Source organism: Bosea sp. NBC_00550 (assembly GCF_026020075.1).
GTDB lineage: Bacteria > Pseudomonadota > Alphaproteobacteria > Rhizobiales > Beijerinckiaceae > Allobosea.
On record NZ_CP102772.1, the window covers coordinates 5,170,786 to 5,185,047 of the forward strand.

At 66.4% G+C, this 14,262-nt stretch carries 15 protein-coding genes; 9 read left to right on the forward strand and 6 right to left on the reverse strand.

The features are described 5' to 3' along the window. Positions 1-2: 2 nt before the first annotated feature. Together NWE53_RS24550 and NWE53_RS24560 are read right to left on the reverse strand one after the other, a co-directional pair. The gene (locus tag NWE53_RS24550; RefSeq protein ID WP_265051919.1) at positions 3-356 is read right to left on the reverse strand and encodes a hypothetical protein; all 354 of its coding nucleotides are present in this window, start codon (positions 354-356) and stop codon (positions 3-5) included. Positions 357-802: 446 nt separating this feature from the next. Continuing rightward, a complete protein-coding gene (locus tag NWE53_RS24560) occupies positions 803-2,035 on the reverse strand; it encodes an argininosuccinate synthase (RefSeq protein ID WP_265051920.1) in 1,233 nt (410 codons plus the stop codon). 244 nt (positions 2,036-2,279) lie between these two features. Between NWE53_RS24560 and NWE53_RS24565 the strand changes: the two genes are divergently transcribed. Together NWE53_RS24565 and NWE53_RS24570 are read left to right on the forward strand one after the other, a co-directional pair. Next, entirely contained in the window at positions 2,280-2,888 is a 609-nt protein-coding gene (locus tag NWE53_RS24565; protein ID WP_265051921.1) for a 2-hydroxychromene-2-carboxylate isomerase, read from the forward strand. Further along, the gene (locus NWE53_RS24570) at positions 2,863-3,798 is read left to right on the forward strand and encodes an NHL repeat-containing protein (RefSeq protein ID WP_265051922.1); all 936 of its coding nucleotides are present in this window, start codon (positions 2,863-2,865) and stop codon (positions 3,796-3,798) included. The genes NWE53_RS24565 and NWE53_RS24570 overlap by 26 nt, the downstream gene beginning before the upstream one ends. Here the strand turns inward: NWE53_RS24570 and NWE53_RS24575 are convergent, their stop codons facing one another. Further along, positions 3,799-4,872, reverse strand: coding sequence for a M48 family metallopeptidase (locus tag NWE53_RS24575; protein ID WP_265051923.1), 1,074 nt, complete (start codon positions 4,870-4,872; stop codon positions 3,799-3,801). It abuts the gene before it with no gap. A 29-nt stretch (positions 4,873-4,901) separates the two neighbouring features. Continuing rightward, the gene (locus NWE53_RS24580) at positions 4,902-5,459 is read right to left on the reverse strand and encodes a LemA family protein (RefSeq protein WP_265051924.1); all 558 of its coding nucleotides are present in this window, start codon (positions 5,457-5,459) and stop codon (positions 4,902-4,904) included. 355 nt (positions 5,460-5,814) lie between these two features. On the opposite strand from NWE53_RS24580, the gene rpsA reads away from it, so the two are divergent. The 6 genes from rpsA (at position 5,815) to lhpI (ending at position 11,769) form a co-directional block, all read left to right on the forward strand. Further along, on the forward strand, positions 5,815-7,521 hold the full coding sequence (gene rpsA, locus NWE53_RS24585; protein ID WP_265051925.1) for a 30S ribosomal protein S1: 1,707 nt from the start codon (positions 5,815-5,817) through the stop codon (positions 7,519-7,521). A 258-nt stretch (positions 7,522-7,779) separates the two neighbouring features. Continuing rightward, on the forward strand, positions 7,780-9,069 hold the full coding sequence (locus NWE53_RS24590; RefSeq protein ID WP_265051926.1) for an Hsp70 family protein: 1,290 nt from the start codon (positions 7,780-7,782) through the stop codon (positions 9,067-9,069). A gap of 73 nt (positions 9,070-9,142) precedes the next feature. Beyond that, positions 9,143-10,114, forward strand: a complete 972-nt coding sequence (gene sppA, locus NWE53_RS24595) for a signal peptide peptidase SppA (protein WP_265051927.1) — start codon at positions 9,143-9,145, stop codon at positions 10,112-10,114. Positions 10,115-10,142: 28 nt separating this feature from the next. Beyond that, complete coding sequence (gene ihfB, locus NWE53_RS24600; RefSeq protein WP_265051928.1) at positions 10,143-10,427, forward strand: integration host factor subunit beta; 285 nt, start codon at positions 10,143-10,145, stop codon at positions 10,425-10,427. Between the two features lie 56 nt (positions 10,428-10,483). Continuing rightward, entirely contained in the window at positions 10,484-10,822 is a 339-nt protein-coding gene (locus NWE53_RS24605) for a LapA family protein (RefSeq protein ID WP_265051929.1), read from the forward strand. Continuing rightward, positions 10,822-11,769 carry a bifunctional Delta(1)-pyrroline-2-carboxylate/Delta(1)-piperideine-2-carboxylate reductase gene (gene lhpI / locus NWE53_RS24610; protein WP_265051930.1) on the forward strand — a complete coding sequence of 316 codons (948 nt, stop codon included), beginning with the start codon at positions 10,822-10,824 and terminating at the stop codon, positions 11,767-11,769. Before NWE53_RS24605 ends, lhpI begins: the two co-directional genes overlap by 1 nt. Positions 11,770-11,871: 102 nt before the next feature. Here lhpI and NWE53_RS24615 read toward each other — a convergent pair whose 3' ends face one another. After that, entirely contained in the window at positions 11,872-12,042 is a 171-nt protein-coding gene (locus NWE53_RS24615; RefSeq protein ID WP_442864899.1) for a DUF3309 family protein, read from the reverse strand. A 90-nt stretch (positions 12,043-12,132) separates the two neighbouring features. Next, positions 12,133-13,113, reverse strand: coding sequence for a Bug family tripartite tricarboxylate transporter substrate binding protein (locus NWE53_RS24620; protein ID WP_265051931.1), 981 nt, complete (start codon positions 13,111-13,113; stop codon positions 12,133-12,135). Positions 13,114-13,228: 115 nt separating this feature from the next. Between NWE53_RS24620 and mepA the strand changes: the two genes are divergently transcribed. After that, positions 13,229-14,167 (forward strand): penicillin-insensitive murein endopeptidase, encoded by a 939-nt coding sequence (gene mepA / locus NWE53_RS24625; RefSeq protein ID WP_265051932.1) that lies wholly within the window; start codon positions 13,229-13,231, stop codon positions 14,165-14,167. Positions 14,168-14,262: the final 95 nt, after the last annotated feature.

Here is a 14,262-nt window from a genome sequence, read left to right on the forward strand (position 1 = left end):
GTTCAGCGCGCCGTGAAGAAGGTCAGCAGCACCTTGTTCTTCTCGCCGAGCAGGCAGAGAAAGCGGCGCGGCTTGTCCGAGCGGTCGGTCCGCAGATAAGCCTCGCCCATGACGATGCGCGTGACCGAAATATCCTCGATCCTTGATTCCGAAACGGCGACGGTGGTGCCGTCCTCGTCGATATAGATGTCCTTGATCTCCGGGTCCCTGGCGTGGAGCGTCTGGAGCGCCGCCGCTTTGCAGGTCGCGATTTCCGGCGTCGCCGGCTTCTCGCTCTTCGGTGGAACCTCCTGCGCGAAGGTCGAACCACACAGCAGGGCGGTGGAGATCAGGGCAGGGGCCAGGAGCCGGAACATGACGAGCACTCGGATTGATCGGTGAGTGCTGAACGCTTCAGAGCCCCACTGGTTCAAAGGGCGATGTCATCCCGTGCGCGCTGCGGCGCGAAGTGCCGCTGCGCAGACACGGGACCGCCAACCGGATTAAGCTCAATCTTTCCGCGCCGGAGCCGCGATGACCGCCCGCTCTATGTCGGCGTCATGCGATCAAGGCGCATGCGGCCCGGTACGACATCGACCAGCTCGTTCATGGCGAGACCTTCGACGACCCCTACCAGGCGATCGAGCGCGAGAAGGTCATCAAGAAATGGCGCCGCGCCTGGAAAATCGCATTGATCGAAAAGGAAAACCCGGCGTGGTCTGACCGGGTGATTGGAGCCTTTATCGGCTTGCGATCCCGCATCTGCGCAGCAGCACTTCGTGCTGCGGGGCGTGCGGGATGACGGGCTTCAATAGCCGCGCGTTTACAGGCCCAGCTTCTTCTTGCGCTGGCCGAGCGTGCGCAGGCGCAGTGCGTTGAGCTTTATGAAGCCCGCGGCGTCGCGATGGTCGTAGGCGACCGCGCCTTCCTCGAAGGTGACGAGGTCCTGGTCGTAGAGCGAGTAGTCGCTCGAGCGGCCGATGACGTGGACGCCGCCCTTGTAGAGCTTGAGGCGCACGTCGCCCGTGACGAACTCCTGGCTCTTGTCGATCAGGGCCTGCAGCATCTCGCGCTCCGGCGAGAACCAGAAGCCGTTATAGATCAGCTCGGCGTATTTCGGCATGATCTCGTCCTTGAGATGCGCTGCGCCGCGGTCGAGCGTGATCGACTCGATCGCGCGATGGGCCGCATGCAGGATCGTGCCGCCGGGCGTCTCGTACATGCCGCGGCTCTTCATGCCGACGAAGCGGTTCTCGACGAGGTCGAGCCGGCCGATGCCGTTGTCGCGGCCGAGATCGTTGAGCTTGGCGAGCAGCGTCGCCGGCGAGAGCTTAACGCCATCGATCGCGACCGCGTCACCCTTCTCGAAGGAGACCGTGACGACCGTCGGGGTGTCCGGCGCTTCTTCCGGCGAGATCGTGCGCGAATAGACGTAATCGGGCACCTCGACCGCCGGGTCCTCCAGCACGCGGCCTTCGGAGGAGGCGTGCAGCAGGTTGGCGTCGACGGAGAAGGGCGCCTCGCCGCGCTTGTTCTTGGCGATCGGGATCTGGTGCTGCTCGGCGAAGGCGATGAGCTGCTCGCGCGAGCGCAGATCCCATTCGCGCCAGGGCGCGATCACCACGACGTCGGGCTTCAGCGCATAGGCGGTGAGCTCGAAGCGGACCTGGTCGTTGCCCTTGCCGGTCGCGCCATGGGAGACGGCGTCGGCGCCGGTCTTCTCGGCGATCTCGATAAGCTTCTTGGCGATCAGCGGCCGTGCGATCGAGGTTCCCAGCAGGTAGACGCCCTCATAGGCGGCGTTGGCGCGGAACATCGGGAAGACGTAGTCGCGCACGAATTCCTCGCGCAGGTCCTCGATATAGATGTTCTCGGGCTTGATGCCGAGCAGCAGCGCCTTGTCGCGGGCAGGGCCGAGTTCCTCGCCCTGGCCGAGATCGGCGGTGAAGGTCACGACCTCGCATCGATAGGTGGTCTGCAGCCATTTGAGGATGATCGAGGTGTCGAGTCCGCCGGAATAGGCGAGAACGACCTTCTTCACGCTGCTGTCAGCCATCTCTGTCAATTTCCTGCTGGCGGCCCCCGGGCCGCGTTTCGGACGCAATGGCGCACTATCGCAGGGTTCGGGGCGAAGCAATCGGAACCTTCTGATCGATCCCGCGTCGTCCTGTGATGGGTCGGCGCTGGCGACGGCGTCGCCCCACCTTCTCATGCGCCCATTCGGGGCGCTTGCGGTCGGGCTCCGGAGGGCGCAGGCTCGACGGTGCGCGACACGAAATGACGACCTGTTCGGAGGCTGAATGCCGAATCGTCCCGTTTTGGACTTCTGGTATGAGTTCGCGTCGCCCTATTCCTGCCTGAGCGCCCTCAGAATCGAGAAACTGGCCGAGGAGGCCGGCGTCGAGCTGCGCTGGCGGCCCTTTCTGCTGGGGCCCGTCTTCGCTGCCCAAGGGTGGAACACCTCGCCCTTTGCGATCTATCCAAGCAAGGGACGTTATATGTGGCGCGATACGGCGCGCCGGGCCCGGCGTCAGGGCTTGAGTTTCGTCAAGCCGGAGAATTTTCCCCAGAATTCGCTGACGGCGACACGTTTGGCATTGGCAGGCCGCGACAGCGGCTGGACGCCGGCCTTTTCGCAGTCGCTGTTCCGGGCCCAGTTCTGTGATGGCCGCAACATCGCCGAGGAGGCGGTGCTGGCGGCGGCCCTGAAGGAGGCCGGAAGCGAGCCCAATGCCACGATGCCGCTTGCGCGCAGCGAGGAGGTCAAGGGTCGCCTGCGAGCCGAGATCGAATATGCCAAGTCGATCGGTATCTTCGGCGCGCCCTTCTTCGTTGCCGGCGATGGCGAGCTGTTCTGGGGCGATGACCGCCTGGAGGAAGCGCTTGAATGGGCGCAGGACGGGCGTTGAAGCCGTGACATGGAACCGCCGGCAGCTGTTGGTGGCGGGCGCGGGTTTGTGCCTGGCGCCCCCCGCGCTGGCGCGCCCGACCTTGCCTGGCGATGCGCCGGGCTATGACGCGCGCGAACTCAGCGCCGTTCCCAATGAGGCCGCCATCGGCCGGCGCTACTGGTCGCCCGGCCTGAACGACGGCTATGTGCCGCAGGGATTGACCGTTTACCGCGACGAAATCCTGATCGCCGCCTATCGCAGCACCGAGCGCGATCAGGACAATGGCCCGGCCCGGCTGTTCCGGCTGTCGCGAGCCGACGGTAGCCTGCTCGGCAGCTTCTCCCTTCCGGCGACCTATGGCCACCCCGGCGGCCTCGCCATGGTGCGGGAGACGTTGTTCGTCGCCAATTCGGGGCGCCTGCTCGCACTGGATTTCAGGGAGTCCTGCCGCAACGGCGAATGCGTGCCCTTGAAGGAGGCGCGTGTCGACAAGGCGATGGGGCCGTCCTTCCTCGCCGCGTCGGGCGACGTCCTGTGGTTCGGCCCCTATCGCCGCGAGGGCGAGCCGAGTCTTCACGCCGTACCGGCCGCCCGTGTTCTGGCCGCGGGCGATGCTCCGATAGGCCTCTCCGATGCGCAGGCGAGCCTGCCATTGCCGTTGCTGACGCAGGGCGCGACCTTCGATGGCGAAGGGAGGATCTGGCTCTCGCAAAGCTCCGGCAATCGGCCGGCCTTTCTCTCCCGCCTCGATTCCGGTTCAGGCGCGGTCCTTGCGCGCTATCCTGCGCCGGGCGGGATCGAGGATCTCGGCCATGCGCCGGATGGCAAGCTCTGGGCGGTCGGCGAAGCGGGAACGCGGCGCTGGAACCGCTGGAACACCTTCTATCCGCTGGTGTTCGAGATCGATCCGGGCAAGCTCGCGGCCTGATCAGCCGGGCCCGGGCGCCTGCGGCGGACGCGCCCATGGTCCACGCGCGGCCGTCTCCTCCACCATCGTCGGCAGGTCCTGCTGCTCGGCCAGCTTCGGCGGATGCGGCGGCATCGCCGGCATGCGCCCGCCGGCCGTCTCGACCAGCGCCTGCACGCGCTTGGTCACGGAAGGATGCGTCGAGAACAGATCGGCGAAATCGTCCGGATCGTTTTCGAAGCACATATCCATCACGCCGGAGGGAATGCCCTCGATATCGGCCCGGCCGGAGATCTTGAGCAGGGCCGAGATCATCGCATCCGGGTTCTTCGTCAGCTCGACGGCCCCGGCATCGGCCAGGTACTCGCGCGAGCGCGACAGCGACAGCCGGATCACCACGGCAAGGAACCAGGAGATCGCGATCACGGCGACGCCGACGACGATGGCGAGCCCGTTGCCCTTCTTGGAATCGTCGGAGGAGATGCGGATGCTGCGGCGGCCGAAGCCGCGGAACACCATCTCGCCGACGAAGGAGACGACGCCGGCGATGACGATCGCGATCACCATGAGGCGCACATCGCCATTGCGTATATGCGTCAGCTCATGGGCGAGCACCGCCTCGACCTCGGCATCGTTGAGCTGCGCGAGCAGGCCGCTCGTCACGCTGACGGTGAACTGCTTGTCGTTGACGCCGCTGGCGAAGGCGTTGAGCGCATCGCTCTCGACGATGGCGAGCTTCGGAACAGTGAGCCCGCGCGAGATGCAGAGGTTCTCCAGCATCCGGTAGAGCTTGGGGTTGTCCTCGCGTGCCACGCCCTTGGCACCGGTCACCGCGCCGATCATCGCGACATTCATGCGGAAGCCGATGAAGACCCACAGCATCGTCGCCAGGGTGATGAGGGGAAACCACGAGCGAAAGATGCGGTTCGCCTCGCCGAAGGCGCTGCGGCCATAGGGCACGCCGCCATAGCCGTAGCCGACCAGCAGCAGGCCCCAGACGGTGAGGTAGACGAGCAGGAAGAGCCCGGCGATCAGGAGATTGGACCTGATCCGGTTATTGCGCTGATGGGTATAGAGCCCGAAGGCCTGAGCCATCGCAGCCGCTCCCTGCCGTGGTCCCTGCCTCAGAACTTCACGCTGGGCGCGACCTCGATCTGGGCGCGCGTCTGTTCGCCGACATCGAAGAACTCGCGCTGGGTGAAGCCCATCTGCGGCGCGAAGAGCACGGCCGGGAAGGCCTGGATCGCCGCGTTGAACTCGCTGACCGCATTGTTGAAGAAGCGCCGGGCGGCCGCGAGCTTGTCCTCGACATTGCCGAGATCGACCTGGAGCTGCTGGAAATTGGCGCTCGCCTTGAGATCGGGATAGGCCTCGCCCAGCGCCAGCAGCCGGCCGACCGCGCCCGAGAGCTGCTGCTCGGCGGCAGCCTTGTCGTGGACGCCGCTCGCGCCCTGCGCGGCGTTGCGGGCGGCGATCACCGCGTCGAGCGTCGATTTCTCGTGCGTCGCATAGCCCTTCACCGTCTCGACGAGGTTCGGGATCAGGTCGTGCCGCTGCTTCAGCTGGACGTCGATGTCGGCAAAGGCCTGGTTGACGCGCTGCCGCATGGCCACGAGCCCGTTATAGGTCATGATCAGATAGATCACGACGGCCACGATCAGCCCGAGAATGACCCAGCCCATGCGACGCTCCCCTTGTGCCAGCCCTTGAGCAGGGCAGACTGGCATGACGGGCGACCTTGGGGAAGCCGCGCAGAAAACTTGCCCTCGCAACGGCCATGTATTACATCGCCCCTGTCCGAAGGGCCGTGATCGATCATGCGCCGGGGGCGGTCTTCGAGACCTGCTCCCGTTTCGTGTTGGAAGCGCGCTCCTGGGATGCGGATCGAACCGGCGGCCATGGCGCCCCCGTTCCCGATGTTTCGGGGCGGGATACCTCCGAGAGGAGGAGCCGACGGCAGCGATCCGGATCGCAACACCAACCACGGCGCCCATGCCGGACATCCGCGGGATACGCGGCCGGCTTCCAGGAGATTACATGTCAGCTGTTGAAAGCTTCACTTCGGGTCGCGAGGATTTCGCCGCCCTGCTCGAAGAGTCCTTCGCCCGCAACGAGGCGATGGAAGGTACCGTCATCAAGGGCAAAGTCGTCGCCATCGAGAAAGATATGGCGATCATCGACGTCGGCCTGAAGACGGAAGGGCGCGTCGCCCTCAAGGAATTCACCGGCCCCGGCCGCGAGCAGGACATCGTCGTCGGCGATGAGGTCGAGGTCTATCTCGACCGGATCGAGAACGCGCTCGGCGAAGCCGTCATCTCGCGCGACAAGGCTCGCCGCGAAGAGAGCTGGGTCAAGCTCGAGAAGGCCTTCGAGGCCCGCGAGAAGGTCACCGGCATGATCTTCAACACCGTCAAGGGCGGCTACACGGTCGATCTCGACGGCGCCGTGGCCTTCCTGCCGCGCTCGCAGGTCGACATCCGTCCGATCCGCGACGTCGGCCCGCTGATGGGCCAGCCGCAGCCCTTCGAGATCCTCAAGATGGATCGCCGCCGCGGCAACATCGTCGTGTCGCGCCGCACCGTCCTCGAGGAGACCCGCGCAGAGGCTCGTTCCGAGCTCGTCGCCTCGCTCGAAGAAGGTCAGGTCATCGACGGCGTCGTCAAGAACATCACCGAATACGGTGCGTTCGTTGACCTCGGCGGCATCGACGGCCTGCTGCATGTCACCGACATGGCCTGGCGTCGCGTCAACCATCCGTCCGAGGTCGTCACCATCGGTCAGACGGTCAAGGTCAAGATCATCAAGATCAACCAGGACACGCACCGCATCTCGCTCGGCATCAAGCAGCTGCTGGCCGATCCGTGGGATGGCATCGCCGAGCGTTACCCGGTCGGCACCCGCCTCAAGGGTCGCGTGACCAACATCACGGACTACGGCGCGTTCGTCGAAGTGGAGCCGGGCATCGAAGGCCTGATCCACGTCTCCGAGATGTCCTGGACCAAGAAGAACGTCCACCCCGGCAAGATCGTCTCGACCTCTCAGGAAGTCGACGTCGCGATCCTCGAGGTCGATCCGGTCAAGCGCCGTATCTCGCTCGGCCTCAAGCAGACCCTGCGCAATCCGTGGGAGCTCTTCGCGGAGCAGCACCCGGCGGGTTCGACGGTCGAGGGCGAGGTCAAGAACAAGACCGAGTTCGGCCTGTTCCTGGGTCTCGAAGGCGATATCGACGGCATGATCCACCTTTCCGATCTCGACTGGAACCGTCCGGGCGAGCAGGTCATCGAGGAATACAAGAAGGGCGACGTCCTGCAGGCCGTCGTTCTCGATGTGGACGTCGAGAAGGAGCGTATCTCGCTCGGCCTGAAGCAGCTCGGCGGCGATCCCTTCGTGGATGCCGGCGAGTTCAAGAAGGGTCAGATCGTCACCTGCGAGATCGTCGAGGTGAAGGAATCGGGTCTCGACGTGAAGATCGCCGACACCGACATGATGACCTTCATCAAGCGCGCCGAGCTGGCCCGTGACCGTGCCGAGCAGCGCCCCGAGCGCTTCGCGGCCGGCGAGCGCATCGATGCCCGCGTCGTGCTCTTCGACAAGAAGGCCCGCAAGATCCAGGTCTCGATCAAGGCCCTGGAAATGGCTGAGGAGAAGGAGGCGATGGCCCAGTACGGCTCCGCCGACTCCGGTGCCTCGCTCGGCGACATCCTGGGCGCTGCGCTCAAGAAGGCGACGACCGACAAGAAGTGAGGCTTCGGCCGCTTCGGCGGCCGGCCTTCGAATTCAGCCCGCGCGGAGAAATCCGCGCGGGCTTTTGTTTCGATAGACGGATTCGGTGCCGGAACCTCTTTCGTCATCCCGGACGCAGCGAAGCGGAGCTCCGGGATCCATCGTAGAGCGCTTTTGCCCTTCGATGGATCCCGGATCGGCGCGGCTTCTCCGCTTGTCCGGGATGACGGCGTGACGGGTCGAACCTGCGTTGCATCCCTGGCCACCAAGGAGCCTGCCATGACACCCGCCGCCATCGGCATCGACTTCGGCACCACCAACAGCGTCGTCGCGCTGGCGGATGCGGATGGCTCCGTCATGACGCGCTCCTTCGCGACGCGGCAGGGCGCGGTCGATGCCTATCGCTCGGCGTTGATGTTCTGGCGCGAGGGGCGCCCGCCCGAGACACGCGTCACCCATGTCAGCGGCCCCGACGCGCTCGACATGGCCCTTGGCATGACGACCGAGCACCGCTTCCTGCAGTCGCTCAAGACCCATCTCTCCAGCCGTGCCTTCCAGGAGACGCGCCTGTTCGGCAAGCTCTTCCGGCTGGAGGATTTGATCGGCGTCTTCCTGAATGATCTCGTGGCGGGTCTCGATGGCCATGACGCGCTGCCGCTCGTCTCCGGGCGTCCCGTCGTCTTCGCCGGCGAGCGGCCGGACGAGGAGCTGGCGCTCGGACGCCTCAAGGCGTCCTACGCCGAAGCAGGGATGAAGCAGGTCGACTTCGCCTATGAGCCGCTCGGCGCCGCCTACTGGTATGCCCGCGATCTCGGCCGGCCGCAGACCATGCTGGTCGCCGACTTCGGAGGCGGCACCAGCGACTTCTCGGTGATGCGCTTCGAGCCGGGCGAGCGTGGGCGGCTGGAAGCGATCCCGCTCTCCCATGCCGGCGTCGGCGTCGCGGGCGACACCTTCGACTATCGGATCATCGAGCACGCGGTCTCGCCCGCGCTCGGCAAGGGCGGCGAATACCGCTCCTTCGGCAAGCTCCTGCCGGTGCCCGCGCATTACCACGCCGCCTTCGCGCAATGGCACAAGCTCTCGCTGATGAAGAGCCGCGAGACCATGGCCGAGCTCAACGCCCTGATCCGCGAGGCCGTCGAGCCGGCCAAGCTCGAGGACCTGCTGACGGTCATCGAATACGATCTCGGCTATGAGCTCTATCGTGCCGTCTCCGCCGCCAAGGTGGCGCTTTCGGAGAACGAGACCACGACGCTGAGCTTCAGCCAGATGGGCGTCGTCATCGAGAAGCCGATCCGCCGCGCCGATTTCGAGCGCTGGATCGCCGGGGATGTCGGTGCGATCGAGGCCGCGCTCGACCGTGCGCTGGCCGAGGCCGGGCTGGCGGGGGACCGGATCGAGGCGGTGTTCATGACGGGCGGCACCTCCTATGTCCCTGCGGTGCGCAAGCTGTTCGATCGCCGCTTCGGTGCCGACAAGGTGCATATCGGCGACGCCTTCCGCTCGGTCGCCAGCGGGCTCGCCTTGCTCGCGCTCGATCGGGCGCGCGCCTCGGTCGCGGCCTGAAGGCCGCGCTCTCGCCTTGCCCGTCCGGCGTGGTGGGTCTACATCACGGACCCGCAGCCGCCAGGAGTGCCCGATGTCATCCGACGCAGATCTGCTCGCAGATCGCCGCAGCCTGCGGCGCAAGCTGACGCTCTGGCGTGTGCTCGCCGTCCTCGGCGTCATCGTTGCCGCGGTGATCGGCGGCCTTGCCTGGAAGGGCGACAGCCCGGCGAGCCTGTCGAGCGCCCATATCGCGCGCATCACCATCGCCGGCTTCATCTCGGGTGACCGCCGCACGCTGGACCTGATCAAGTCGGTCGAGGACAGCAGCTCCGTCTCCGCCGTCGTGCTCAGGGTCGACAGCCCTGGCGGCACCACCTCCGGCTCCGAGGCGCTTCACACGGCGCTGCGCCAGCTCGCCGCGAAGAAGCCGATGGTCGCCGTGGTCGATGGTCTGGCGGCCTCGGGCGGCTACATTGCCGCCATGGGCGCGGATCGCATCGTCGCCCGCCAGACCTCGCTCGTCGGTTCGATCGGCGTGCTGTTCCAGTTCCCCAACGTCTCGCACTTGCTCGATACGGTCGGCGTCAAGGTCGAGTCGATCAAGTCGAGCCCGCTCAAGGCTGCGCCCAGCGGCTTCGAGCCGACTTCGCCGGAGGCGCGCGAGGCGCTTCAGCGCGTCGTCGACGACAATTACGCCTGGTTCAAGCAGATGGTGCGTGACCGCCGCCATCTTGCCGATGGCGAGGTGACGACCGTCTCGGACGGGCGCGTTCATTCCGGCCGTCAGGCGCTTGCGTTGAAGCTCGTCGACCAGATCGGCGGCGAGCCGGATGCGATCGGTTGGCTCGAGCGCGAGAAGGGCATCGCCAAGGATCTCAAGGTGCGCGACTGGCGCCGCCGCAGCGAATCCTCCTCTTTCGGCCTCTGGAGTTTCGCCGAGGCGATGGCGCGTGGCGCGGGGCTGGAAGCCCTCGCCGCGACAATCGCGCGGGCGGCGGATCAGCCGGTCGGCTTGCGGCTTGACGCGCCCTTGGCGCTCTGGCAGCCTGCGGCTGAAAAGTGATGTTGATACAAATGGTTATACTCCGGCGATGATTAAATCCGAACTCGTTCAGCGGATCGCTGATCAGAACACCCACCTTTACCAGCGCGACATCGAGAACATCGTCTCGGCCATCCTGGACGAAGTCGTGAAGGCGCTTGCGCGAGGTGACAGGGTGGAACTGCGCGGTTTCGGCGCTTTCTCGCGCAAGGCGCGCTCCGCCCGGATCGGCCGCAATCCCCGTACGGGCGACGCGGTCGAGGTCGAGGAGAAATTCGTTCCCGTCTTCAAGACGGGCAAGGAACTGCGGCTTCGCCTCAACGGCAAGTCCTGAAACGGCAAGTCCTGAGCCGAAAGCCCGCCGTTCCTCCTGCCGCCACGGAGATTGCGATGAAAGCCTTTCTCAAGGCGTTGGTGCTCGTTCCGGTCGCGCTGCTGATCGTGCTGTTCTCGGTCGCCAACCGGGCTCCGGTGCGGGTCTCGCTCGATCCTTTCAGCCGTGACCTGCCGAGTTTGTCCTACGAGCTGCCGCTCTTCCTCGTGGTCCTGGCGGCGATCTTCATCGGCGTTCTCGTCGGCGGCTTCGCCTCCTGGCTGGCACAGGGCAAGTATCGCAAGGCTGCGCGTCGTGGCCGCCGCGAGGTCGAGGCACTGCGCTCCGAGACACAGGCCCTGCGTTCCGCAGTTCCCGATTCTGCCCTGCCGGCCCTGACCAGCGGACGTCAATGATGCGCCTGTTCGACGTGGCCGAGATCGATGCGGCTCTGAGCTACCCCGGCCTGATCGACATTCTCGACGACGCCTTTCGCAGCGAGGTCATTGCGCCAAAGCGCGGCCAGTACGAGATCGAGCGCCCGGACGAGGCGGCGGCGATCCTGCTGACCATGCCGGCCTGGAGCGGCCCGAACGTCGCCAATCCCTATATCGGCACGAAGATCGTCTCGGTCTTCTTCGGCAATGGCCGGCGTAACCTGCCGGGCGTGATGGGCGCCTATCTGCTGATGGATGGCGAAACCGGCAGGCCACTCGCGGTCATGGACGGCAATCGCCTGACGACCTGGCGTACGGCGGCCGCCTCGGCGCTCGCCTCACGCTACATGTCCAATCCTGAAGCGAGCCGGATGCTGATGGTCGGGGCCGGCGCGCTCGCGCCCTTCATCATCAAGGCGCATCGCTCGGTCCGGCCGCTGACCGAGATCGCGATCTGGGCTCGTCGCCCCGAAGCGGCCGAGGCCGTCGTCGCGGACCTGGCGGCGGATGGTATCGAGGCGCGGGTGACGACCGATCTCGAGGGCGAGGCCCGCACGGCGGATATCATCTCCTGCGCCACCAACGCGACCGAGCCGCTGATCCACGGCCACTGGCTGAAGCGCGAGGCGCATCTCGACCTGATCGGCGGCTTCACCATGCAGATGCGCGAAGCTGACGCCGAGGCGTTGCACCGTGCCCGCGTCATCGTCGATTCAAGCAAGGCGATCGACGAGGGCGGGGATGTCGCCGTCGCGATCGCGGAAGGCAGCTATAGCGCCGACAAGGTGGCTGGAACGCTCGCCGATCTCTGCCATGGCCGAATCGCCGGACCCGTCGAGGGCGGCGGCATCACCCTGTTCAAGTCGGTGGGCGTCGCGCTCGAGGATCTGGCTTCAGCCGTTGCGGTTTGGGAAAACCGCTCCTGACCGGAAAGGCTATCGGGCCGGATCGCGGAAGCCGCTTTTCGGCCCGATACTGAGGTAAAGCCTGGCTGGTGCCGCCAGCGTGTCGGCAATGTCCGGAACGCTTTACGCGACGCGCGCGCCGCCGATGGCGCCGAGCAGCCACAGGATCAGAACGACGACGAGCACGAGGCCCAGCACGCCGCCCAAACCGGCGGTTCCATAGCTGCGGTGGCCGTAATATCCGCCGCCACCAAGAAGCAGGATGAGCAGCACGACAATCAGAACGGTGGACATGGCGATCTCCCCAAAGTCAGCGCCCATGCCGGGCGAGGTCTAGCGGGAAACGCCGTCTGGGAACCGCGGGTTCCCTCGCCGCCGGTTTGATCAATCGGCCTTGATGCCGGCTTCCTTGATGAGATCGCCCCATTTCTTCAGCTCGGAGCGCAGGAAGGTGCCGAGCTCGTCCGAGGACCAGCCGCCGGGCTCGGCCGCCAGCGCATCCATCTTCGCCCTGAGCGCGGGATCTGCGACGCCCGCCCGGGTATCGGCCTGGATCTTCGCGACGATCTCGGGCGGCGTCTTGGCCGGCGCAAACAGTGCGAACCACGAGGACACGTCGAAGCCCGGCACCGTATCGGCGATCGGCGGGAATTCCGGCGCGGTCGGCGCACGCTTCGCCGTCGTCACGCCGAGGCCTCGGATCATGCCCGCCTTCGCCTGCGGCAGGGCCGAGGTGATGTTGTCGAAGATCAGGTCGACACGGCCGCCGATCAGGTCCTGGATCGCCTGCGCCGAGCCGCGATAGGGCACATGGACCATCTTGGTGCCGGTGAGCTTCTGGAAGAGTTCGCCTGAGAGATGCAGCGAGGTGCCGACGCCTGACGAGGCGTAGGTCAGCTTGCCGGGATTGGCCTTGGCATAGGCGACGAGCTCGGCGACATCCTTCACCGGCAGCTGGTTGTTCACGACGAGCAGGTTGGGCACGAGCGCGACCATGGTGATCGGCGCGAAATCCTTGATCGGGTCGTAATTGACCTTGGCGTAGAGATACTGGTTCGTCGCCAGGCCAACCGAGACGATCAGCAGCGTCTCGCCATTGGGCTCGGCCTTGGCCACTGCCTCCGTCCCGATATTGCTGCCGGCGCCCGGCCGGTTCTCGACGACGATGCTGGTTCCCCAGGTCTGCCCCAGCTTGTCGGCGATGAGCCGCCCCAGCACGTCGGTGGCGCCGCCCGGCGTGAACGGCACGACTAGCTTGATCAGCCGCCCCTGCGGCCAGGGCTGCTGGCCGAAGCCAGGCGTCGGAGCTGCGAGAAGCGCGCTGGTGCCCGCGAGAAGCGCGCGGCGGTCGATCATGGTGGTCATCGATATCCTCCCTGAGGGGCGCTCTGCGTCGCCTTTGCCAAGGCTGCAATTCGCCGCGGCGCTTGTCCAGTCATCGCGCTTGACCGCCATGAGGCACCGCAGCGATTCTGCTGCGATGCGCAGCATCTCGCGAATCGCCACCTTCCTCCTGCCGCTGGCCCTGCTCCCCACGGCCGGCCACGCCCAATCGACGGCGGATCAGGAGGCGAAGACGCGGGCCGCCAACATCGCCGCCTGGCCCGACGCCGCCCGCTCGCTCTTCGGCCAGAAGGCGGCGCCTGCCAGCATGCAGGCACGCGCCATCGGCTCCTATGCCCGCGGTTGCCTCGCCGGGGCCGAGGCGCTGCCGGTCGACGGGCCGAGCTGGCAGGTGATGCGGCTCAACCGCAACCGCAACTGGGGCCATCCGGCGCTGATCGATTATCTCGAGAAGCTCGCCCGCGACGTCCCGCGCATCAACGGCTGGCCGGGGCTGCTCGTCGGCGACATGTCGCAGCCGCGTGGCGGGCCGATGCTGACCGGCCATGCGTCCCACCAGATCGGGCTCGACGCCGACGTCTGGCTGACGCCGATGCCGAAGGGCCGGCTCGACCACGAGCAGCGCGAGAACATGTCGGCGGTCAACATGGCCCGCGCCGACTGGCGCGATGTCGATCCGCGCAACTGGACGCCGGCCCATACCCGCCTGATCAGGGCGGTCGCGGCCGAACCGCGCGTCGAGCGCATCTTCGTCAACCCTGCGCTGAAGGTGGCGCTCTGCCGCGAGGCGGGGGCCGACAAGAGCTGGCTCGACAAGGTCAGGCCGATCTGGGGCCACAACTATCACTTCCACATCCGTTTGGCCTGCCCGGCCGGCATGGCGAGCTGCCAGGGCCAGGAGCCGCCGAATTTCGGCGATGGCTGCGGGACGGAGCTGAGCGGCTGGGTCGAGCGCCAGCATCAGGCGATCTTCAACCCACCCAAGCCGAAGCCGGGTCCGAAGCCGAAGCCCAAGCCGCCCATGTCAGTCGATGCCCTGCCGCCGGAATGCCGGCAGGTGCTCGTCTCCCCCTGACGATGCGCCCTGCCGTCATGCTCGGGCTTGACCCGAGCATCTCCTGAGGAAGAAGGCTCTGAAGCTCTTCCGGCCTGAGATTCCCGGGTCAAGCC

Bases quoted from the DNA above. Each gene is read 5' to 3' on its own strand.
- NWE53_RS24580 (WP_265051924.1), bottom strand. From the start codon at position 5,459: ATGGGCTGGGTCATTCTCGGGCTGATCGTGGCCGTCGTGATCTATCTG.
- ihfB (WP_265051928.1), top strand. From the start codon at position 10,143: ATGATTAAATCCGAACTCGTTCAGCGGATCGCTGATCAGAACACCCAC.
- NWE53_RS24550 (WP_265051919.1), bottom strand. From the start codon at position 356: ATGTTCCGGCTCCTGGCCCCTGCCCTGATCTCCACCGCCCTGCTGTGT.
- NWE53_RS24605 (WP_265051929.1), top strand. From the start codon at position 10,484: ATGAAAGCCTTTCTCAAGGCGTTGGTGCTCGTTCCGGTCGCGCTGCTG.
- NWE53_RS24575 (WP_265051923.1), bottom strand. From the start codon at position 4,872: ATGGCTCAGGCCTTCGGGCTCTATACCCATCAGCGCAATAACCGGATC.
- NWE53_RS24565 (WP_265051921.1), top strand. From the start codon at position 2,280: ATGCCGAATCGTCCCGTTTTGGACTTCTGGTATGAGTTCGCGTCGCCC.
- NWE53_RS24615 (WP_442864899.1), bottom strand. From the start codon at position 12,042: ATGTCCACCGTTCTGATTGTCGTGCTGCTCATCCTGCTTCTTGGTGGC.
- NWE53_RS24620 (WP_265051931.1), bottom strand. From the start codon at position 13,113: ATGACCACCATGATCGACCGCCGCGCGCTTCTCGCGGGCACCAGCGCG.
- sppA (WP_265051927.1), top strand. From the start codon at position 9,143: ATGTCATCCGACGCAGATCTGCTCGCAGATCGCCGCAGCCTGCGGCGC.
- rpsA (WP_265051925.1), top strand. From the start codon at position 5,815: ATGTCAGCTGTTGAAAGCTTCACTTCGGGTCGCGAGGATTTCGCCGCC.
- NWE53_RS24560 (WP_265051920.1), bottom strand. From the start codon at position 2,035: ATGGCTGACAGCAGCGTGAAGAAGGTCGTTCTCGCCTATTCCGGCGGA.
- lhpI (WP_265051930.1), top strand. From the start codon at position 10,822: ATGCGCCTGTTCGACGTGGCCGAGATCGATGCGGCTCTGAGCTACCCC.
- mepA (WP_265051932.1), top strand. From the start codon at position 13,229: ATGCGCAGCATCTCGCGAATCGCCACCTTCCTCCTGCCGCTGGCCCTG.
- NWE53_RS24590 (WP_265051926.1), top strand. From the start codon at position 7,780: ATGACACCCGCCGCCATCGGCATCGACTTCGGCACCACCAACAGCGTC.